The organism is Asaia bogorensis (genome assembly GCF_900465345.1).
Classification (GTDB): Bacteria; Pseudomonadota; Alphaproteobacteria; order Acetobacterales; family Acetobacteraceae; genus Asaia; species Asaia bogorensis_A.
Window position 1 is genome coordinate 66,785 of record NZ_UEGO01000033.1, and the last position, 22,317, is coordinate 89,101.

General features: G+C 59.0%; 17 protein-coding genes. 9 read left to right on the forward strand and 8 right to left on the reverse strand.

Going from position 1 to position 22,317, the window contains the following annotated elements:
• Positions 1 to 9 precede the first annotated feature (9 nt).
• A complete protein-coding gene (locus tag ED655_RS12690; protein WP_122050467.1) occupies positions 10 to 774 on the reverse strand; it encodes a copper homeostasis protein CutC in 765 nt (254 codons plus the stop codon).
• Between the two features lie 101 nt (positions 775 to 875).
• Complete coding sequence (locus ED655_RS12695; protein WP_122050468.1) at positions 876 to 2,012, reverse strand: ROK family protein; 1,137 nt, start codon at positions 2,010 to 2,012, stop codon at positions 876 to 878.
• A 540-nt stretch (positions 2,013 to 2,552) separates the two neighbouring features.
• On the opposite strand from ED655_RS12695, the gene gluP reads away from it, so the two are divergent.
• From gluP to ED655_RS12710, 3 genes are all read left to right on the forward strand, one after another.
• The gene (gluP, locus tag ED655_RS12700) at positions 2,553 to 3,833 is read left to right on the forward strand and encodes a glucose/galactose MFS transporter (RefSeq protein WP_122050469.1); all 1,281 of its coding nucleotides are present in this window, start codon (positions 2,553 to 2,555) and stop codon (positions 3,831 to 3,833) included.
• A 49-nt stretch (positions 3,834 to 3,882) separates the two neighbouring features.
• A complete protein-coding gene (gene nagA, locus ED655_RS12705) occupies positions 3,883 to 4,953 on the forward strand; it encodes an N-acetylglucosamine-6-phosphate deacetylase (protein WP_240993659.1) in 1,071 nt (356 codons plus the stop codon).
• A gap of 172 nt (positions 4,954 to 5,125) precedes the next feature.
• Positions 5,126 to 6,643, forward strand: a complete 1,518-nt coding sequence (locus tag ED655_RS12710; protein WP_122050471.1) for a carbohydrate porin — start codon at positions 5,126 to 5,128, stop codon at positions 6,641 to 6,643.
• A gap of 59 nt (positions 6,644 to 6,702) precedes the next feature.
• On the opposite strand, the gene ade is transcribed toward ED655_RS12710, so the two are convergent.
• Together ade and ED655_RS12720 are read right to left on the reverse strand one after the other, a co-directional pair.
• A complete protein-coding gene (gene ade / locus ED655_RS12715; protein WP_122050472.1) occupies positions 6,703 to 8,403 on the reverse strand; it encodes an adenine deaminase in 1,701 nt (566 codons plus the stop codon).
• A gap of 247 nt (positions 8,404 to 8,650) precedes the next feature.
• Positions 8,651 to 10,204: an NAD(P)/FAD-dependent oxidoreductase gene (locus ED655_RS12720; protein ID WP_162993514.1), complete on the reverse strand. Its 1,554-nt coding sequence runs from the start codon at positions 10,202 to 10,204 to the stop codon at positions 8,651 to 8,653.
• 616 nt (positions 10,205 to 10,820) lie between these two features.
• Here ED655_RS12720 and ED655_RS12725 point away from each other — a divergent pair.
• From ED655_RS12725 to ED655_RS12735, 3 genes are read left to right on the forward strand one after another with little or no spacing between them, the layout of a single operon-like run.
• On the forward strand, positions 10,821 to 11,060 hold the full coding sequence (locus ED655_RS12725) for a FeoA family protein (protein ID WP_023979534.1): 240 nt from the start codon (positions 10,821 to 10,823) through the stop codon (positions 11,058 to 11,060).
• 15 nt (positions 11,061 to 11,075) lie between these two features.
• Complete coding sequence (gene feoB / locus ED655_RS12730) at positions 11,076 to 12,929, forward strand: ferrous iron transporter B (protein WP_408735677.1); 1,854 nt, start codon at positions 11,076 to 11,078, stop codon at positions 12,927 to 12,929.
• A 5-nt stretch (positions 12,930 to 12,934) separates the two neighbouring features.
• Positions 12,935 to 13,132, forward strand: a complete 198-nt coding sequence (locus tag ED655_RS12735) for a hypothetical protein (RefSeq protein WP_122050475.1) — start codon at positions 12,935 to 12,937, stop codon at positions 13,130 to 13,132.
• A 103-nt stretch (positions 13,133 to 13,235) separates the two neighbouring features.
• On the opposite strand, the gene ED655_RS12740 is transcribed toward ED655_RS12735, so the two are convergent.
• The 4 genes from ED655_RS12740 to xdhA all read right to left on the reverse strand — a co-directional run bounded on the left by ED655_RS12740 (position 13,236) and on the right by xdhA (position 18,744).
• Entirely contained in the window at positions 13,236 to 13,904 is a 669-nt protein-coding gene (locus ED655_RS12740) for an HAD family hydrolase (RefSeq protein ID WP_122050476.1), read from the reverse strand.
• A gap of 130 nt (positions 13,905 to 14,034) precedes the next feature.
• Entirely contained in the window at positions 14,035 to 14,874 is an 840-nt protein-coding gene (gene xdhC, locus ED655_RS12745; RefSeq protein WP_122050477.1) for a xanthine dehydrogenase accessory protein XdhC, read from the reverse strand.
• Positions 14,871 to 17,273, reverse strand: a complete 2,403-nt coding sequence (xdhB, locus tag ED655_RS12750; protein WP_240993660.1) for a xanthine dehydrogenase molybdopterin binding subunit — start codon at positions 17,271 to 17,273, stop codon at positions 14,871 to 14,873. The genes xdhC and xdhB overlap by 4 nt, the downstream gene beginning before the upstream one ends.
• A 13-nt stretch (positions 17,274 to 17,286) precedes the next feature.
• Complete coding sequence (gene xdhA / locus ED655_RS12755; protein ID WP_122050479.1) at positions 17,287 to 18,744, reverse strand: xanthine dehydrogenase small subunit; 1,458 nt, start codon at positions 18,742 to 18,744, stop codon at positions 17,287 to 17,289.
• Between the two features lie 188 nt (positions 18,745 to 18,932).
• Here xdhA and ED655_RS12760 point away from each other — a divergent pair, with 188 nt between their 5' ends.
• From ED655_RS12760 to ED655_RS12770, 3 genes are all read left to right on the forward strand, one after another.
• Entirely contained in the window at positions 18,933 to 19,211 is a 279-nt protein-coding gene (locus tag ED655_RS12760; RefSeq protein ID WP_023979527.1) for an HU family DNA-binding protein, read from the forward strand.
• A 317-nt stretch (positions 19,212 to 19,528) separates the two neighbouring features.
• The gene (locus tag ED655_RS12765) at positions 19,529 to 21,052 is read left to right on the forward strand and encodes an adenosine deaminase family protein (protein WP_122050480.1); all 1,524 of its coding nucleotides are present in this window, start codon (positions 19,529 to 19,531) and stop codon (positions 21,050 to 21,052) included.
• A complete protein-coding gene (locus ED655_RS12770) occupies positions 21,052 to 22,191 on the forward strand; it encodes a purine-nucleoside phosphorylase (RefSeq protein WP_122050522.1) in 1,140 nt (379 codons plus the stop codon). The genes ED655_RS12765 and ED655_RS12770 overlap by 1 nt, the downstream gene beginning before the upstream one ends.
• Positions 22,192 to 22,317 lie beyond the last annotated feature (126 nt).

Sequence of the window (22,317 nt, forward strand, 5' to 3'; positions counted from 1 at the left end):
AGAAGCAGGTCACTCCGGGCATGCAGTGCGTATCGCCTCGTGCAGCCGAAGGATCTCCGCAGAAGATGTCACAGCGTGAGACGCTGCGAATCCGAAATGATCCAGTCGCCCATCCTGCACTGCTGATTTTATCCGGCAAGAGGCATGGAACGATTTCACGCCGCTCACCTCAATCAGCCTGCCTACATTTTCAGGGCGCACATGTCCGCCAGCCATAATATCAATACGGCCACGCGCATGATCATGCAGCCTGCGCAGGCATTCTGCACCCTCTGGTGCGCGTATGGCCTGCCCTGAGGTCAGCACGCGCTCAAAACCCAGATCCATCGCCATATCGAGCGCCGCCACAGGATCCGGCGTAAGGTCGAACACACGATGCAATTGCCGGTGCATGGTACCGCAGGCAAGGGATAGCCGTTCAAGCAGAACGCAATCGAGCGTCCCATCCGTGAGAGAGGCTCCCAGCACAACTCCATCCATACCGGCCTCTCGCGCCAGCGTGATATCGTCTTCCATCTGAGCGACTTCTGCCGAAGAAAATACGAAATTCCCCGCACGCGGGCGGATCATCACGAATACCGGCACGCAGGACCTGCGCGCCTGCGCAACGAACCCGGCAGAAGGCGAAATTCCACCGAGATCAAGCGCCGCGCAGAGTTCGATACGCGACACCTCATCTTGCTGGGCCGCAGCAAGCCCCGCCATATCGTCAACACAGATTTCGAGACTCGTCTGCCTTACCCGCCCCTTCGGTCTAACAGCGTCAGAAGCCATATCGTCCTGCCTTGATGAGGCTTCCTCTTTCTGGTGCACTGCCCGTTGCTCCCCACTTGGCTCAGCACGCGGTGCTTACCTCAGCCTGACAGGCGGAACGATTAGAGACTGGCATTGCCAAACAAGAAATGCTGCGCCGCCAGACTAGCTGCGCCAGTAGCAAAATCCAGCGGATGAAGCGGCGATAGTAATAATTCCGTATGATAACTGTCACGCCGCAAAACATGTGCCTCGACTGCCTGACGTAGAGCGCGGGCAAACACACTATCTACAAGATTTGGTTCAAGGCGAACCACGATACGGGCAGGATCCACAAATTGGATGACCTGGGAAAGTGCCACACCCAAAGCCGTGCCTGCCCTGTGCAATATGGTCAGAGCTTCCGGATGGCCATCCGTGGCCAACTGGACAATACCGGCTATGTCATCGGGCAGCCCGGCACGACGCGCGGCTCCCAGAATGGCGGGGAGAGCAGCGAGGGTTTCGAGACACCCCGTATTGCCGCAACGGCATGGCAGGGCCACGCCATCAATCGCAATGGGCGAATGAGACATCTCGCCAGCCCCGCCATGTCTCCCACGATGAAGCCGACCGTTGACGATATGAGCACCCCCAATTCCCTCGCTGACGAACACCAGGCTGAAATCGGGGAGTTCGCCGGAGTTACCGAAGAGTTGCTCCGCCACGATCAGCGCGTTGGCGTCATTCTCCACGAATACCGGTAAACCGGTCATGGCCGAAAGGCGGGAACCGATTTCGACACCCTGCCAGCCCAGCGTTGCGGAAGCGAGGCATGTCTGACTGTCGGAAGAAACAATACCAGCTATGACGATGCCAATACCTGCGATCATGCCGATATCAGGCAGCGACATGTCTCCGATTCGGCGCACAACATCTGACATGGCGTTCAGACTTGCCTCGACATCGCTCACGAGGGGGAAAGCCAGCTGCGCATGGATACGACCATGAGGATCCGTTAGGACAGCGCACGCAGGATCTCCCTGCAAGGAGATTCCGATAAAACTGGCTGCATCTTGCCGAAGACCAAGCATGACCGAGGGTCGGCCAGATCCGTAAACACGCTCCCTTTCATCAAGTATCCGGCGCTCTATCAGCTCACGCACAAGGGCGGTTACACTCGCCTTGCTGAGACCGAGTATACGCGCAAGATCCGTGCGACTTTGTGGCCCGGAACGACTGAGCACGCTCAGGATCCGGTGGTGGCCTATCGAGAACATCTCCTATTTCTTTAACAGAATCAGGCGGCGATCGTCTATCGTCCAGTTTGTGGGCCGTCGTAATGTTGGCCTGACATCAGGCCTTGTCCAATGAAGCACGGAAGTCAATTCGTCGCCTGGCAACACTGTCTCCCGACTACCTGAGTGATAACGATGACTGCTGATGTTACTCCATCCGGAATAATCAGGATAATGTCTGACTATCTCCGCTTCAACATGTGGCACTACCCGCCGCAATCAGGAGTAAATCGTTTAGAGCAGGCATAGCTAGCCTGCGTCCTTGGCTTTCCTGACTTCTGACAGCCCCCTCCGTAATCATGCCATTCATCTGGATTTTGACTGGATCGTCACTTCATGCCCGCTCGGCAAGGCAACGGAGAGCGCCTGACGCGATGGGGGCGGTACCTGACGTCATTTCCGATTATTGTGAAAACAAAACGTCGAAATGGTGCTGGCCTGGAGGCTGCATCTTACCTATAATCCGCATAGTTCAATTTTTAAAATAAATATCCCGCTTTCAAGTGAGGAATTTCAGACAAGATGTCCAACCTCTCTCCACATGATAACAGGCTGGTCGGTCCCTACGGCTATAGTGCCCTGGCCATTGCAGCACTTATCTTCTTTGCGATGGGATTTGTGACCTGGTTGAATGGCCCGCTCATATCCTTCGTGCGCGTTGCCTTCTCGCTCAGCGAATTCTCCAGCTTTTTCATTCCGCTTGCGTTTTATTTCTCTTTTTTCCTGTTTTCCATCCCAACATCGCTGATCGCACAGCGATTGGGTCTCAAGACAGGGCTCACCCTTTCGGTGCTTGTCTCAGCTCTTGGCGTCGCCGTTTTCGGACAGTTTGTCGCGTGGCGAATCTATCCTGGCGCGCTGACTGGCCTTCTGATCCTTGGAGCTGGCATTTCTCTCATGCAGGTTGTGATCAATCCGCTGGTCAGCCTGCTTGGGCCAGCCGATCGAGCAGCGCAGCGTATCTCCATAATGGGTATCTGCAACAAGACCGCCGGTATTCTGGCTCCCATTGTGCTGGGCCTGCTCGTCATGCGCAATATCGGTTCTGTCGCAGAAAAAGCCCAGTCGGCCACTGACCCTGCTATCCGTGAAGCCCTGCTTAACAATTTCGTGCAGGCGCTTTATCTGCCCTATCTGGGTATGGCCGGCGTGCTGGTTCTGATCGCCGCAATCGTGGCTTTTGCCCCGCTCCCCAATCTTGAAGCTCCTCCGATCCGGACGGGCGACGGCGCAAGCCCCAGCTTCTTCAAGGCGCATCTGGTATTCGGGTTCATTGCAATGTTCCTGTATGTCGGCATCGAAGTGATGGCGGGCGATGCAATTGGCACCTATGGGCAGAGCTTCGGCCTGCCTCTGGATGAGACCAAGTTCTTCACGGCCCTGACGCTGACGGGGATGCTGGTTGGCTATATCATGGGCTTCATCATCGTACCGCGGTTCATACGGCAGGAAGTCTATGTGCAGCTGTCCTGCCTTGTCGGCTGTGTGCTGACCGTTCTGGCGGTACTGACCCAAGGCTATACCTCCGTTTTCTGCGTCGCACTGCTGGGTGTGACCAATGCCATGATCATGCCTACCCTTTTCCCGATTGCCATACGCGGCGCCGGTCATCTCACGGCCATGGCCTCGGCCATCATGGTGATGTCGTATAGCGGCGGTGCGGTCGTGCCCCAGTTCTATGTCTGGCTTAAACCGGTTTTTGGCTTTCAGGGCATGTTCGCCATGATCGTCATTCCGGCCTATCTCATCATTCTAGGATACGCCCGCCGCTATGGCCGCGTCGGGCTCTCACAGGGAGAATAGGATCGTGCTTACCCAGCTTACCGGACAGATCGTCCTGCCAGATCGTATCATGCCCGGTACCATTTCCTTCGATGATGTGATCCGATCCATCGAGCCGGCTACCGGGGCGACCGATCGTTACATCCTGCCCGGCTTCATTGATGGGCACGTACATGGCGGGGGCGGCGCTGACACGATGGATGGCCCCGAGGCGATTAGAACGCTCGCACGATTTCATATGCAGCATGGCACGACCACAATCCTGCCAACCACAATCACCCGTCCCTGGGACGATGTGATGCGCGCACTGCATGATGTGGCCGGCATCATGGAAAATCCCGGTTCCGATGAGCCACGCATCCATGGTGTCCATCTGGAGGGCCCTTTTGTCAGCCCTCACAAGCTCGGGGCTCAGCCGCCTTTCACCATCGCCCCCACCCCAGACAAGCTCGATGAAGTGCTGGCAGCCCGATGCGTGCGCGTGGTAACTCTTGCACCCGAGATAGAGCATGCTGATGAGGCCATAGATCGCCTCGCTGCTGCCGGTATCCGTGTCAGTCTCGGCCATACCACGGCAGATTACGAAACGAGCGTGACCGCCCTTTGCCGTATCTGTACGGCAGGCGGGGTCGGCGGCGGGACGCATCTGTTCAATGCCATGTCGCCTGTGGAGGGCCGCAATCCGGGCCCGGTCACCGCCTTGATGTGTCATGACGCCAGCTATGCGGAAATGATTTTCGACACGCATCACGTGCATCCGGCCAATTTCCGGCTTGCCTCACGCGTCATGCGCGATCGTCTGGTTTTCGTGACCGATGCCATGCGTGGCGCGGGTCAGCCTGATGGTCCGAGTTCACTGGGTGGTCAGGATGTGGTCATCAAGGATGGCGTGGTCCGCCTGCCAAACGGTTCGCTGGCCGGCAGCGTGCTGACGCTCGATCAGGCCTTGCGCAACGCCGTGGCTCATGGGGCCTCCCTGCCCGAGGCGAGCGCACTGGTGAGCAGCAACCCGGCGCGTTATCTCGGCCTTCACGACCGTGGCACGCTCGACTGCGGAAAGCTGTCCGATATGGTGGTGATGGATGCCGCGCTTACCGTGCGGGAGATCTGGGTTGGCGGACGCAAAACCTACGAGGCATGAGTGGAGATGGGGACGGGCGTGAGAAATCCCTCAATCCTCTCACGGGTTTGTAACAATATCACACGAAATCTTGTATTTTTTCTTGGTGTTGCGCGAACATGTCTTTCTGTTAATGCCTTGTGCAATCACGCTGCCGCTTGAAGGCAGCGGCCAACTCAGACCAGTCAGAGTGATGAGCAGAACAGAACTAATCCCGCACACCCCTTCCAGCCCATCCGGCGCGTGCCCCTCTGCGGGCCATAAAAGACGTCCCGCAAAGCGATGCCGAGCCTCTCTCGCTCTGTCACTGACGCTTGCCTGCGGTGCGGTCTCGGCCACACAGGTTCACGCTCAGGCGCAGACGGCCAAGACCCTCGAAAGTGACGATTACGTTGCGATGGGTTTTCCCATTGCCGGTCAGGGCGCTGTGCCCATCGGGCCCCTTGTTCCTTCCCTCTATGGTAATCCGCATCTGCTGGGTGACTGGGGCGGGGCGCAAAGCTGGATGCAAAAGCGCGGTATCTTCCTCAACATAGCGCTCAACGAAGAATATATGGGCAATCTCACGGGTGGGCGCACGCGTGATAATGTCTTTGCCGGTCAGGTTGCTGCCGAACTCGACATCGACTGGCAGAAGCTGGCAGGGTTCAAGGGATTCTGGACGCATATGCTGGTCGTGAACGGCCATGGTCGCAATTTCAGCTACTCGCTGGGTGACTATGTCTCCAACCCCGAGCAGATCTACGGCGCGCGCGGCAATGTCGTCGCCCATCTTGTCTCGATGTACGCTGACAAGACCTTTTTGCATGACCGGGTCATTCTTTCCGCCGGTGTGATCCCCACCGGGACGTTCTTCGACTTTGATGCCCTTGCCTGTAACTTCATGAATGTCAGCGTGTGCGGCAATTTCGCACCGGGCAAATATGCACCCGGTGGACGCGACTGGCCCTCTGCCAATATCGGTGCCGTGCTGCGCGTACGCCCGACGGAGCGCACCTATCTTATGGGTGGGTTGTTTGCCGTCAGCCCGCACGCCTTCAATGGCGGTGTATCAGGATGGGCCCTTGCCCAGGATGGTCTGGGCAAGCTCAGCTCTCAGTTCGAGGCTGGCTGGGATCCCGCCTTCGGTAAGGACAAGCTGCTGGGTCACTACAAGGTCGGGTTTTATTACGACAATTCACGCTACCCGCATCTTTATGAGGATCGTTATGGCGGGTCCTATCAGGCCAGCGGCCTGGGCGCACGCCAGCAATCGGGTATGTGGTCCAGCTGGTTCATGTTCGACCAGATGCTTATGCGTAGTGGTAAAGGCCTGGCCGATGGTCTGATCGTTATCGGCGGTGTCGGTTATGCCCAGGGCAATGTGGTGGCCATGCGTGACCATGAATGGATTGGCCTCCTGCAAAGCGGCACGCCGTGGCATCGCCCGCTCGACCAGATCGGTGTCATGTTCCAGCATATGAACATGAGCCGCTCGGTGCGCTTGCAGCAGGAATCCTCAGTCGCTCTGGGTCTGCCTTTCGTGTCCAACCAGTGGGGCAACGTCTATGGCGTGCAGAACTGGGAACAGGTCTGGGAAGCTTTCTACAGCGTGCATCTGGCACGGGCCACGGCGCTGCAGTTTGACTTCCAGTACCTGCAGCATCCCGGTGCCACAACCACCTTCAACGACGCCGCTGTGATTGGCGGCCAGTTCACCACCAATTTCTGAGCAAGGCGCTGCGCCGGTACACACCGGCGCAGCCCTGATCAACCTTGTTTATCCAACGTTCAGGATACCAGTGACATGGTATCCACATCGATCATCCCGAGATCTGTGATCTTGAGATGCGGAATGACCGGCAGCGGCAGGAACGCCAGTTGCAGGAAGGGCTCCTCCAGCGTGCCCCCCATGGCGCCGACTGCCGCACGCAGTTTTTCCAGATCGGCCCGTACGACCTCGAAGGGTCTGTCGCTCATCAGCCCAGCCAATGGCAGGGACAATTCTGCCACAACGTGACCCTCCCTGACCGCCACGAAGCCACCACCGAGTTCGGCCAGTCGCGCGACAGCCAGCGCCATATCGCTGTCATTCATCCCGACGACACAGAGATTATGGCTGTCATGCCCCACCGATGAGGCGAGCGCTCCGGTGCTCAGGCCAAAGCCTTTGACGAAACCGCGGCCGATATTGTCATTCTTGCCATGCCGCGCGATGACACAGATCTTCGCGATATCACGTGCTGGGTCTGGCTGAACCGCCCCACCCTGCACGGGCAGATCGAAACGCAGGAAGTCCGTTATGATCTGCCCCGGCACGATACCGATGACAGGCCTGTTTTCCCCCGGTGCCGCGATAACCAGATCTTCGGCAGTGATCGGCGCGGCGAGGCGCATCGTGCCATATCCCTGCGGGTCGATCGTCTCACGCGCTGCAAACAACGCCTCGTCAACCAGACGCCCTGCGGAAAAGACCTGTGCGACCTGACAGGTTTCGAGGTCATCAAGCAGAACGATATCGGCACGCTGTCCCGGGGCAATCTGTCCGCGGTCGCGCAAGCCAAAAGCACGCGCCGCCGAAAGGGACGCCGCACGGTAGGCCGCAAGCGGGGCGACGCCAAGCGCAATGGCCTTGCGTATCAGGAAGTCGATATGGCCTTCATGCGCGATTTCGAGCGGATTGCGGTCATCGGTGCAGAAAGCGAAAAACTGCGATGTCTCGGGGGTTAGCAAAGGCGCCAGCGCTGCCAGATCCTTGCAAACCGACCCCTCGCGGATGAGGATGGTAATACCCTTGCGGATCTTCTCCAGCGCCTCATCGGCCAGCGTGGCCTCGTGGTCCGTCAGAATACCCGCAGACAGATAGCCGTTAAGCTTGCGCCCACGCAAAAGAGGCGCATGACCATCGATATGCTCACCCGCAAAAGCCACGAGCTTGTCGATGCAATCGGGCTGGCATGAAAGCACGCCCGGGAAATTCATGAATTCAGCGAGCCCGATCACCTTGGGATGGGACCGGTAGTGTGTGAGGGCGTCAGCATCGAGAGCTGCCCCCGAGGTTTCGAACGGTGTGGCCGGGACGCAGCTCGACAGATTGACGCGCAGATCCATCACGGTGCGGGTAGCGCATTCGAGAAAATACGCGAAGGCTTCGCCGCCCAGCACATTCGCCATTTCATGCGGATCGCAGATCGCCGTTGTCACGCCATAGGGCAGCACACAGCGATCAAACTCGAATGGCGTAATCAGCGACGATTCAACGTGCAGATGCGTATCAATGAAACCTGGAACGGCAATGCGTCCCTGCCCATTGATCTCACGTACCCCTTCATAGGTATCGAGAATACCCACGACACGATCACCGCAGATCGCGATATCGGTCGGCAGCAGGTCACCCGTGACCAGATCGAACAGCCTGACATTGCGTATGACAAGATCGGCTGGCTCTGCCCCCACCCCTTGCTTCACACGCCGCTCGATTTCCTCACGCATTATCTGCCGCTCCTCAGGAATGCGGGATCAGACCCCGCACTCACAACCCATCATGTAGGCTATCTATAGAGGACATCACGATAGAGGAGACAAGGGGCCCGACCTGGCCTTTCATGGGCACAAAGCATCCGCGGGTGACACATGGACTTGCGACATGCCCTTGATCTCACGTCGCTCCATACAGATTGGCGTGATCACACTCGTCCTTCTGAGCGAGACAGGCGCTATCGCAACATCCTTGGCAGTATCAGGCTGCATCCAGCCTTTTACCCATGTTTTGGAAGCTCTCATCGAAAGTCTGCGTCTTGATAATCGAGTCTGCCAGTTCACGCAGTGTGTTCAGGTTCTGCTCAAGACGAGCCGTGACAGCCTCATCCGATTTATCATCAAGGAAAATCGAACGATTGGCATAATCCTGCACGGAGCCAACCAGACTGATGAAATCGGCCAGTTCGTAGTTACCCTGCACGGCACCGGGTGTCCGCAGGAAGGTCATGACCTCATGGTGCACCTTGTAGAACTCTGCAACGGTGCCGTGAATACTCTCCACAAACTCGATGTCGTCGAATTTGTCATTCATGAACAGCACGCACATGAACATGAAATAAAAGCAGGCATCCCAGTTCGATTTGACGAATATATAGTTCCAATCATCAAATTTCGGACTGGAATCATGGTGTGTATCAACGAAGCCAGCATAAACTTCCGCGAGCAGGTCATTTATCCGGTTGATGAGTTCCTTGCCGTCAGGCCGGGTGATCGCATTGGTGATCATGGTATTGGAAAGCCCGATCAAGTCGGTCCCATTCGAATACATGGGGTCGACAAATCCAGCAGCCTCACCTGTAAGCGCCCAGCCATCCTCAGAGATATATTGCTTGGAAAGATAAGAGTAATTGCGCAGCATTACGAAATCGATGACCTCGAACGATTTTTTCTCGAGATAATCCTGCATTCGTGGTTCATGACGCCTGAGCCAGTCAGATGCCAACGGGTGAGAACTCATCTCAGACAGCTTGTGGACACTGTTGTCAAAGACGATCCCGATGCTGGTCGTCTGCTTGTTGATGGGGATGATCCACACCCAGTAACCCTTGCCCACCAGATGGGTGGTACTGCGCCCACGCTCCGGCGCGTCGCCAAACGGATTGGCTGCGTCGGTGGATTTGAGAAATTCGTTGATGTCGACATTCCCACCAACACGAAACCAGACGGCCGAGTGATTGACGGCAGCCTCTTTCTGCAGGCCGAACTGCTTCATCAGCACACGCCCGCGCCCCGAGGCATCGACCACCCAACGCGCCCGCCGTGTCGCTACGACACCATCGTGATCTCGCACGGAAACGGTGTTGTGGTCGATGCCCTTCTCCATCCCGAGAACGCGACTATTCTCGACCAGCGAAATCCTGTTGCCCAACTCGTCGCGCAGATAGTTTTCGAGCCGTCCACGATCAATCTGATAGGTCGTATGATGAGGATAATACTGAAGCCCGAGTTCGCGATAAGGCGCATTGCCCTCCAGGCCCAGAGTTTGGATGAATCGCAGCCCCATCTTGTGCAGATGCTGCATTTCCAAGTGAATTTTGCATCCGATGATCTGCGCAAGATAATAAGCGCCGATCTCTACGGTGGACTCACCAACCTTGTGAATTCGCTCGGGATAGGGAAACCGGCGATTATGAACGATGCAGATATCGAGCGTCGGCTGCTTGTCCAGCAACTGTCTGGCCAGAGTAAGACTGGCAAGGCCAGCCCCAATGATCAGGACATCATGAACGGATTTCAGGTTTTCTGCAGACACAGGGCGCACTCGATGAAAGATGATTTGTGACTTTATATTTCGCCCTTTCCAGGCGATACCGGCTAATTATGAATTAAGTCCTCGTTTTGACGAAATCAACTCGAAACCTCGATCAACATAGCGAGATAATCGTGAATCAATACCTATGAACCCTCTCTTGCGCCGTTTCTAATTCGAGATGAAAGTCAGTTGGTATTCTTTATCCGTAATATATATAATTAAGTAATTTTTTCTTGCAAAAACTATTATTGAAAAACCTGAAGTTTTCAGGACCGCCTATCGAAATATAGAAAATTTCTCCTACGATTTACGATAATTGCACATGGATTATTGTCCTTGTCTATTCTGCCTGCCCGATTTCCCCGGATGGTCACTCTCACATCGTGATCAGTGATTGAAAGAAAGCGTCGGGAGGGACATAGCGCACTGACCTGCCGGGGTATTGCACTTTTTGTGTAAACAATCCGGTCAATAATCCCCCTTGCGCATAGCGACGTCGCGCACGTGTCGAACGATTTAACCTCCTCCCCCTTCCCTAAGAAAACATGAAAGACTATCTAGGCAATTGAGAAGCGTTCTCAGGGCGTCTCGCCCCAGATTACAGGTGTATTGACCCATGACTCTCGACTCCCTTCCCAAAGGCGCCCACGCGGTGATCAGTCAGGTCGTTTCCCGCACGGAAAACGATCCGATCGCCCTGCGCCTTGGGGAGCTTGGCTTCATTCCGGGCGCACCTGTCGAGATCGTCGCGACCGGCCCGGTCGGCCATGACCCCATTGCCGTTCGTCTTGGTTCCACCTGCTTCGCCCTGCGTCGTGGCGAAGCTGCACGCGTCTCGCTCAAGCGCGACCACTGATCCCTGATGGATGCCGTGACCACGACCGTAACGGAGACCCTTCCGTTGCGTGCCGCCCTCGTCGGCAATCCCAATTGCGGCAAGACCTCGCTGTTCAACCAGTTGACCGGCAGCAAACAGAAGGTCGCGAATTACGCAGGCGTCACGGTCGAGCGCAAGGAAGGGTATTTCACGACGCCCAATGGCCGGTCAGTACGCCTGCTCGATCTGCCGGGCGCCTACAGCCTGAGCGCCACCAGCCCGGATGAGGATGTCACGCGCGATGTCTGCATGGGTCGTCATCCTTCAGAAAAACAGCCTGACCTGATCATCTGCGTCGTCTCAGCCAGCAATCTGCGGCTGCATCTACGCTTTCTGCTCGAACTCATGCAGCTGGGCCGCCCCATGCTGGTCGTGCTCAACATGATGGATGAGGCCGAGCGGCTCGGGCTGAAAATCGACGTGCCGGGCCTCGCCGCAGCGCTCGATCTGCCCATCATCCCGACCATCAGCCTGCGCAAGAGCGGTGTGAGCCATCTTCTTGCGGCACTGGATCAGACCGAGACCCTGACCCCGCCCACACTCGGCAAAGAGATCGACCTGCATGCCCGGGCAGGCGAGCTTATCGCCCGCTATACCAATGAAGGGAGTTTGCGTGGCGACCGGCTGGCTGACAGGCTCGACCGCTGGTTCCTGCATCCCGTCTGGGGGCCGATCATTCTGCTGGTCGTGCTGTTTTTCATGTTCCAGACGGTCTTTGCCTGGGCACAACCGCTCATGGATGCGCTGGAAGCCGGCATCGCCTCTCTGGGACAGATGGTGGTCTCACCCCTGCCGCCCGGGCTTTTGCGCAGCCTTTTGGCGGATGGCATTTTTGCCGGGGCAGGAACCGTCATCGTTTTCCTCCCCCAGATCCTGATCCTGTTCCTCTGGATCCTGACCCTGGAAGAAACGGGCTATCTGCCAAGAGCCGCTTTCCTGCTCGACCGTGTGATGGCTCTGGCCGGGTTGAGTGGACGCTCCTTCATTCCGCTGCTTTCCAGCTTCGCCTGTGCCATTCCGGGCATCATGGCGGCGCGTACGATACAGAACCCGCGCGACCGTCTGGTGACGATCCTGATCGCGCCTCTCATGACCTGTTCAGCACGCCTGCCGGTCTATACACTTCTGATCGGCGCTTTCGTGCCGCATCGAACGGTGCTTGGCTTTCTCGGGCTTCAGGGCCTTGTGCTGTTTGCGCTTTACCTCGTGGCCATTCTCAGCGGCATTGTTGCCGCGCGCCTCATGACACGCGGTGTGGCATCCGATGAGCATCCGTTGATGCTCGAGCTGCCCCCCTATCGCTCGCCCAATCTGAAAAGCGTGGCCCTGGGCCTGTGGCAGCGCGCGGTCATGTTCCTCTCCCGCGTGGGCACGATCATTGTCTCCCTGAACGTGCTTCTCTGGGCGCTCTCAAGCTTCCCAGCCCCGCCCGCCAATGCCACAGGGGCGGCCATCGATTACAGCCTCGCTGGCCATATCGGGCACTGGATGCTGCCGATTTTCGCCCCGCTCGGTTTCAACTGGCAGATCTGCGTCTCGCTCATACCCGGCCTTGCTGCGCGCGAGGTCGCAGTGAGTGCGCTGGCAACCGTCTATGCGCTGGGTGCCAATGAAGACAGTGCAGCAAGTGCCCTGTTGCCATTGCTCAGCGCTCATTGGAGCATGGCCACGGCATTTTCGCTGCTGGCATGGTATGTCTATGCCCCGCAATGCATCTCCACCCTCGCAGTCATGCGGCGTGAGACGCGTTCATGGAAAGTCGTCGCCGGTGCTGCGGCCTATCTTTTCGGCCTTGCTTATCTCGCGTCGTTTCTTACCTATCATGTGACTGTCGCCCTTAGCGGATAAGGCCCATGATCCAGACTCTCATCGTCATCGCCGTTATCGTGGTCGCCGTGGTTTTCTGGCTGAACCGGCTGTTTCCTGCTCATGCGCGCCGCGTCAAAACCGCGCTTGGCCTGCATGTCCCTCACGCGGCTGGTGCCCCGACGCCTAAGGAAGGCAAGTCCTGCGGGGGATGCTCCGGCTGCAAGGGCGGTGGCTGTCACTAGAAGCGGCTGAGGGCGCAACGCGCTCCGCCTGACAAGCTTCAATCGAATACGGCAGAGAAGGGACAGATAAGTATCCCTCACCCGCCCCCTCAACTGCGACGAATCAGCCTGCGCGATCGATAAAGTCGCACACCTCATGAAGATCATTCATGATCGCATGGGCCTTCTCCGTGATCTCCGCATTCGGGGCCATCAGGTCAGGCACCACAATGACCCTTATCCCGGCGGCATGGGCCGCGCGGGCGCCATTGTGGGAATCCTCGAGCGCCAGACAATAGGCGGGCTCGACCCCGATCGCCTCAGCGGCGCGCAGATAGGGCTCCGGGTCAGGCTTGCCGCGCGTCACATCGTCACGCGTGATGATGGCATCGAACCGGTCATAGATCCCCACATGGCGCAGATGCGCCTCGGTACGCTCACGCCCCGAGGATGTGGCAATGGCGCGTGGCAGCTGGCGGGCATCGAGCATTTCCAGCAACGGAAGCACGCCCTTTTTCAGCACGAGTTTACCCGCCTGAACCAGTTCATGCAGACGGATATTCTGCCTCCTGAACAATGCAGCCAGATCAATGTCGGGGCCAAAGCTGTCAATCACCAGCTGGGCACAAGCATCACCGGGCAGGCCGATCATCTGGCGCGCAAATTCATGATCCATGTCATAGCCCAGATCACGCGCGCCGAGGGTAAAGGCATCGAGAGACAGGGTTTCGCTATCGAGCAAAAGCCCGTCCATATCGAATAACACGCCGCGTATGGGGCCAGGGCCGGTCATGAATGTCTCCTTTGGTATAAGTTACTGATGTGCGTTCAACGGGCCAGGCCGCGCAGATGTTGCCAGATGGCCGATCACAGCTTGTCGGGCCAGTGGGCTGGCAATGGTCGGCCTCCCGCCGTTCCGTTGCTTATGACGAACCGCACTCATCGCTCGTATGGCCGCCATGAACGAGTTTGACGACCAGCTCCGCCGCAACGAGGGCAGCGATGACCGAAGGACGCTTGTCACGGATCCTGTACGGACCGTCACGATGCCCGATAGGGCAGACCAGCGCATCAATCCTGTGCTGTGCCATCCCCAGCGCACGAAATCCGGCCTCGAACCGGCGTCGCTTGGTGCGCGAGCCAATCAGGCCGACATAGGCCAGATCGCCACGATCGAGGGCGGCAGCCGTGATGAGCGCATCCAGCGTATGGCTGGGTGTCATGATGACCACACCATCACCGGGGCGCAGCAGGGCGAGTTCGGCCTCCCAATCCTGCGTCACGCTCATTGTCACACCCTCGGGCACGAGCCCGAATTCATCCACTCGTGAATCAATCCAGCGCAAGGCCATAGGCAGGGGGGAAAGCGCACGGACAAGGGCGCGGCCAACATGCCCTGCGCCAAACAGGCTTACCACAGGCCATGACGCCTGTTCAGCCTCGAGGCAGGACAATTCATGATCGAGATCGAAAACCGGTTCGTAGCGTATCGTCACGGCCCCGCCACAGCATTGATCGGCCTCGGGTCCGAGACGATAGCGATGCTCCTGCGCAAGGGTGGCACCGCTCAGAATCCGGCGTGCCTCGGCCAGACATTCCCATTCCAGCGTTCCACCACCGATCGTGCCAGTCTGGGCGTTGTGAGACACCAGCATAAACGCCCCGGCCTCACGCGGGGTCGAGCCCGCAGCGTCGGCCACAAGGATCCGGAGCACAGCAACCGCCTCGCGTTGCCAGCGCCGGATCAGGTCGAGGTCGATCAGGCGCTCTCTCCCGTCGGGGCGCCCACGGCAACAGATGACGGCCGGGTAGCGGATGATTGGGCGACAGATGACTTCATGGCCATGATGGTGCGCAACAGCCGCTCGGGTGTCGCGGGTGCATCCAGCCCCGGACAGTGCCGGTAGTCGCCCAGACTGGCAATCGCATCGGACAGCGCATGCAAGACTGCGACACCATGGACCAGAGGAGGCTCGCCCACAGCCTTCGAGCGGTAGATCGTTTCCTCACGGTTGGGGGCATTTTCCAGCAGCATCACGTTGAAGATATGCGGTCGGTCAGAGCAGGCTGGAATCTTATAGGTGCTTGGCGCATGGGTACGCAGGCGGCCCTTCTCGTCCCAGACCAGTTCTTCCGTGGTGAGCCATCCCGCTCCCTGAACGAACGCCCCCTCGATCTGGCCGATATCAATGGCCGGATTGAGGGATTGCCCCGCGTCATGAAGAATATCCACACGGTCTATCGTGTTCTCACCTGTCAGCAGGTCGAGCGTGACTTCAGCGCAGGCCGCACCATAGGCGAAATAGTAGAATGGGCGCCCACGCCCCGTTGCGGCATCCCAGGAGATTTTGGGCGTCTTGTAAAATCCGCTGGCTGACAGCGAGATACGGGCAAAATAGACCTGCCACACCAGATCGCGAAAGCTGACACACTCGTCCCCGATGCTGACACCCTCGGGCGTAAAAGAAATTGCCTCGGGCGCAACCTGCCATTTTTCAGCAGCAAAAGCGATCATGCGCCCCTTGATCTGGCTTACGGCATCGAGCACCGCCATACCGTTCAGATCTGCGCCAGATGATGCCGCCGTGGCTGACGTGTTGGGCACCTTGCCGGTCGTCGTGGCGGTGATGCGCACTGAGTCAGCAGGCAGGGCAAATTCCTGCATGACGATCTGCACCATCTTGGTGTGCAGACCCTGCCCCATTTCTGTCCCACCGTGATTCACCTGTACCGACCCGTCGGTATAGACATGAACCAGAGCACCAGCCTGATTGTAATGCGTCGCGGTGAATGAAATGCCGAACTTCACCGGAACGAGTGCGATCCCCTTGCGCAAAGTGCGGCTGGTTGCATTGAACGCTCTGAGGGCCGCCTTGCGATGACGATAATCGCAGCGCTCTGCCAGCTGCGTCATGACGAGATCGCTGATCGAGTCCTCAACGACCATATGGTAGGGCGTCAGATTGCGCTCACCAGTGCCATAGACATTACGCAGACGGATATCGAGCGGGTCCTGGCTGGTGGCAAACGCGATTTCCTCAATCACACGCTCGGCAGCAACAATCCCCTGCGGGCCGCCAAACCCGCGAAAAGCCGTATTGGACTGTGTGTTGGTCTTGAGCGCCTGTGAGCGAAAACGCACATCGGGGTAATAATAGGCGTTATCAGCGTGAAAGAGGGCGCGGTCTGTCACTGGCCCCGAGAGATCCGCTGACCAGCCACAGCGGGCCGCCAGTTCCATATCCACGGCAAGAATATCGCCCTGGCTGGTAAAGCCGACATCGTAACGCACCTGAAAATCGTGACGCTTGCCCGTGATCATCATGTCATCATCACGATCGAGGCGCATCTTGGCCGCCTGGCCGGTCAGCTCTGCCGCAAGGGCAGCCAGGCAGGCGCATCCATTGGCTTGGGACTCCTTGCCACCAAACCCGCCCCCCATGCGGCGGATTTCAGTTGTGACCAGATGATGAGGGCGGCCCAGAACACTTGCCACGAGATGCTGCGTTTCAGAGGGGTGCTGGGTGGAGGACCAGACCCGCATCTCGCCAGCCTCACCCGGCTGGGCCAGAGCCACCTGCCCCTCGAGATAGAAATGCTCTTGCCCGCCAATCGTCACGCAGCCACTCAGCCTGCGCGGTGCGCTTTCCAGAGCGGGACCAACGGCACCACGCTCCATCGTCAGCGGGCGCCAGACCAGCGGGCTTCCATTGGCCCGCGCAGCGTCGATATCGAGCAGTGCTGGCAGTTCATCATAGTCGATATGCGCCAGACGCACGGCACGGCGCGCGATGGCACGATCGGTCGCCACCACGGCAAAGACAGGCTGACCAACATGCTGGACCAGATCCACCGCCAGCAAGGGCTCGTCATTGGCGTGAACCGGGCTAGTCTGATTGTCTCCCGGTATGTCTGCCGCCGTTATGACGCGCACCACGCCCGGATAATCGCGCACCGCTGACAGATCGACCGACACAAGACGGGCATGGGCCTTTTCGCTCAGCCCCGCCACAACATGCAGCAGCCCCTTGGGCTCGGGGAGGTCGTCGATATACTGCGCCTGCCCGGTTACATGCAGAATGGCGCTTTCGTGCTTCATCGAACCCGGGCCTGCGCCTTCGGCGGCAGAGTGTTTGCTTGCCCCGGCGATTGGCGTGTCCATGAAACCCTGAACATCAGACATGGGCCAAGCTCCCGGCCTTGGCGAGACGCATGGTCTCACCCCGGCTCTCTTCGAAAAACCGCGTCAGAAGATTGGCAGCGACCGTCTGGCGATACCAGGCACTGGCCCGCATATCGCTCAGCGGTTTGAAATCCAGCGACAGGGCCTCGCGGGCAGCCTCCAGAGCGTCCTCGTTCCACAGAGCGCCCATCATAGCCTTTTCGGCGTGATGGGCGCGGCATGGCGTGGCGGCCATGCCACCAAAAGCCAATCGCACATCGAGCACACGCCCCTGCGCGTCGCAGCGCAAGGCAAACGCACCCAGAACCGCAGAAATATCCTGATCGAAACGTTTGGATATCTTGTAGCTGCGATAGAATATTCCCGGCCGCGGTGCTGGTACGCTCACACCCTCGACAAACTCGCCCGGTCGGCGGTCCTGCTTGCCATAGGCCAGAAAGAACGCCTCAAGCGGCATATCCCGTCTCTCAAGGCCGCAACGCAGATGCAGGATTGCCCCGGCGGCAATCAACGCAGGTGGGCCATCGCCAATCGGTGAACCATTGGCAATATTGCCGCAAAGCGTCGCACTGTTCCGGATCGGTGTGGAACCGATTCGACCGATCAGCACGCCAAAATCGGGCAGAATCCGCGAGAGCGCCTCGCGCGCCTCCTCGTAGGTGACGGCAGCCCCGATATAAAGGCCTTGGGCGCCCGTCTCCAGACGCAACAGATCCGCGCATTGCCCGATAAACGCGACGCGCGGCAGAGGGCGCATGGCTTTGGTGACCCAGAGCCCCACATCCGTCGCCCCGGCCACGATCACGGTATCCGGAAACGAGGTCAGCCGTTGCGCCAGGGATTCCGCCGTGGCAGGCACAAAAAGACTGCTGCCCTCATGCTCGATCAGCACATCCTGACCGTCTGCCAAGGCGTGCAGGCGCTCGGTCATCTCTGCCACCCTCTGCTCGAAAGCTGCAGGAGGAGCCAAGAGCGCCTGCTTCATTGCCTTGACGATGGGCGCGTAACCCGTGCAGCGACACAGATTGCCCGAAAGCGCGGCATCGATCGCGGCGTCGTCATCCGATGCGCCTTCGGCCTGACGATAGGCCACCATCGACATCACAAAACCCGGCGTGCAGAAGCCGCACTGGGCGCCGTTGAGGGCTACCATAGCCTCCTGCACGGGGTGGAGCGCTCCCGGTGTCCCGATATCCTCGATTGTAAAAACAGCGGCACCGTCCAGCATGGGCAGCAACTGGATGCAGGCATTGACGGCCTTCACCGCAAGCCTGCCCTGACGCAGCCGCGCCACGATCACCATGCAGGCCCCGCAATCGCCCTCGTTGCATCCCTCCTTCGTGCCGGTACGCCCCTCATGGCGCAGCCAGTCCAGCAAGGTTGTGTCGGGGGCGATATCACTCAGGCTGAAGAGGCGTTCCCCCAGATAGAAGCGTATCGTCTGACGCATGGATTACCCCCCCAAAGGTGGAAACTGGTTGATTGAACGAGGGCGGCCCCTTCGCCATTTCCGGAAACTCTTGTATGATTGGAAGATTCGACGGCAGAGAACAATCAGGAATATTGCATTTCCTGCCTTGTTCTCTCATCGAACTGCGCCTAAGGCTCCACGGCCATTTCAAACGCAAGAGGATCACTATGAAGTCCACTGATCTGATCGACCGCATCGCCGCTGCCACCGGTGGCACCAAGGCCGACGCCAAGACCGCCCTCGACACCGTCTGGGCCAGCATCATCGAAGCCGCCACCAAGGGCGACGAAGTGTCCATCCCGGGCTTCGGCAAGTTCCAGGTCCGTTCGACCGCAGCACGTCAGGGCCGCAACCCCAAGACCGGCGAGACGATTGAGATCGCAGCGTCCAAGAAGCTCAGCTACTCCCCCGCCAAGAACGTCAAGGACGCTCTGGCCGGCAAGTAAGCCGCTCTACCGTGCCGGATGTCATGGGTAGCGTCTCGACGCCGCCCGATCCGGCACCCAGGCATCTCCTGCCTCTCCTGCCCCGTGCAGCAGGCAGGGTGCCTCCCGGCTACTGTCCGGGCCCTGTTCCGTTTCAGTTCCAGTGCAGCCTGCTGCAAATCCACTGATCCCGCACAGACATTCCTGATTTCAGACGATTTCTTCGAAACCTTAGCGGGTGGCTCCCTCAGCCTCGCGCTGCTGTCATGCCGATAAAAGCGACATCCTGCGTGTTCGCGTGCTTGCAAAACCCAAAAGGTTTCGTCACGTTTCGCGGCATGTTGCCCCGCATCCTGCCCGCTTTCGCCCTTGCCGTTCCGCTCGTCTTTTCGTCTGCCTCTGCCCGCGCCGAGACAGCCGACACGCAGGCAACCTCGCGCATTTTCGATCATCTGCGTAATGACCCCGCGCGCCTGACCGTGTTTCTGCGCGGCTTTCCCAAGGGGGGCGATCTCCACAACCATCTGGCTGGCGCCATTCCGGCCGAAAGCTTCCTTGACTGGGCCGGTCAGGACGGCCTGTGCGTCTCTCTGGCGCAGGGACGAATCCTGCCCACCAAGTGCCGTCTGGCCACGCCGGGCGATATGCCCGCTTCCCAGCTTCGCACCCGACAGGACGCACGCGAGCTCATGATCGATTCTCTTTCGATGCATGATTTCGTTCCCACGCCGGCAGACCGCTCCGGGCACGATCACTTTTTCTCGACTTTCGGGCGCTTTGCGCCGGTGCTTTCGGCTCATCAGGGCGCCATGCTTGCACAGGCGCGCGATCAGGCGGCGGCCGATCACGTGGTCTATCTGGAACTGATGATCTCACCCGCACTGGGCAGCATGGTGAAAGCCGGCGACCAGCACCCCCTGCACGACCTCGACCTCGATGCCGCCCATGAGGCGCTTCATGATGAGCGCCCCCGCCTCGTGGCCGAAGCGCGCCATGAGACGGATGAGATGGAGCATCAGGCGCGCGACATCCTGCAATGCGATACGCCTGCGGCCCATCCGGGTTGTGCTGTAACGGTACGCTATCTGTTTCAGGCCATCAGGACCATGACCCCTCCCGAGGTGTTTGCGCAGCTCGATACGGGTTATGCCCTTGCCCATGAAGACCCTCGCTTTGTCGGCATGAATTTCGTCGCCCCTGAAGACGATGCCGTGGCAATGGCCGATTACGCCCTGCACATGCAGATGTTCGCAAAACTTGGCGCGCTCTATCCCGATGTGCGCCTGAGTCTTCATGCTGGCGAACTCACCCCTGCGCTGGTGCCTATCACCGGGCTGCAGAGCCATATTCGTGATGCTGTCGAGATTGCTGGCGCAGACCGTATCGGCCATGGCGTGGACATCACATGGGAAAAAGATGCTGTGCGCCTGCTGGGTGAAATGGCCCAGCGCCGTGTCGCGGTGGAAATCAACCTGACCAGCAATGACCAGATCCTTGGGGTGAGCGGTGCCGCCCATCCGATGGGGCTGTATCGACGCGCCCATGTGCCGGTCGTGCTCTCGACCGATGATGAGGGCGTGTCCCGCAGCAATCTCACAGAGGCCTATGTCAGGGCCCTTTCAACCGCCCCCCTGACCTATGCCGACCTCAAGACCATCTCGCGCAACAGCCTGACCTATGCCTTCATACCCGGCACCAGCCTGTGGGACGGAGATCACGTCATCACCCTGTGCAAGGCTCCGCAGAGCTTTGCCTGCGCCGATTTCCTGAAGAAAAGCCCCAAGGCGCGCCTTCAGCTTCAGCTCGAACAGAACTTCGCAGCCTTCGAAAACACCGTCAGCCACGAGCCCCTTTTCCTATGATGACACGCCCCAAAGGCCTTCGCCACCGCCTCGCCCTCTCCCTCTTCCTGTGCAGTGTTCCCGCGGGCCTGACCGCAGCTCCCGCCCATGCTGCCGGGCCGACAGCACCGGTCGCGGGTCATGCCTCTGCTGCCACCATCCCTGTGCGCGTTGTGGTTGTGACGACCTTTGAAATCGGCAAGGACACGGGAGACACACCGGGCGAATATCAGAACTGGATCGAGAAATTCCCGCTCAGCCAGACGCTTCCCGCCCCGGGCACAGATCATGAAGTCATGCATTACAACCCCGAGTTGCAGGTGCTTGCCATCGCTTCTGGCGAAGGCCCGGAGCATATGGCCTCTGCCATGACGGCGCTGCTGCTCGACCCACGCTTCGACCTGCGCCACAGCTATTTCGTGCTGGCAGGCATTGCGGGGATCGATCCCAATTTTGGTACGATCGGCTCCGCCGTCTGGGCACCCCGCGTCATCAATGGCGGGCTCTCCCATCTGATCGACCCGCGTGAAATTCCCAAGGACTGGCCTGACGGTTTCACGCCCGTACAGGGCAGTCGCCCCGACGAAACACCACGCCCACCCCTGCATTCCCTCTCAGGCGATATGCTCTACACCCTCAATCCGGGCCTCACCCGCTGGGCCTATGAACTGACCCGTTCCGTTTCCCTGCCCGACAGCGAGGGCATGAAGCAGAGCCGCGCCCGCTATCATGGCTACGCCGCAGCGCAAAAGCCGCCTTCTGTCATGCTGGGTGATACCATCTCGGGCGAGACCTTCTGGGTGGGCAAGCTCATGAATCGCTGGGCCGAGCGCTGGGTGCGCTACTGGACCGATAATCAGGGTGTGATGGCGACTACCGCCGAGGAAGACGTGGCCTTCTGTCAGGCACTCGCCCTTCAGGCGAAGGCTGGGCGCGTCGATCCCGAACGCGCGCTCATCCTGCGCACTGCCAGCAATTTCGACATGCCCCCACCGGGCCAGACGGCCGCGCAGCTTCTCTCGGACGAAGCCAATGAGAAAGGCTACTCGGCCTTCATCCCGTCAGTGAACGCAGCCTATCAGATTGGCAGCATTGTCGTGCGCGACCTCGCCACGCACTGGGACCGCTACGAGAGCACGCCACCGGGCGCGGCACATTAGAGTCCGGTCCGGTCAGGGTTCAGGCGGGGCCGTGACCATGGGTTTCCCCCACGCACCACCGGAGGAGAGTCGTCCTCCGGAAACGCCTGCGGGAAACCTGTTTCAGCAGGACCGGGTGGGATTACC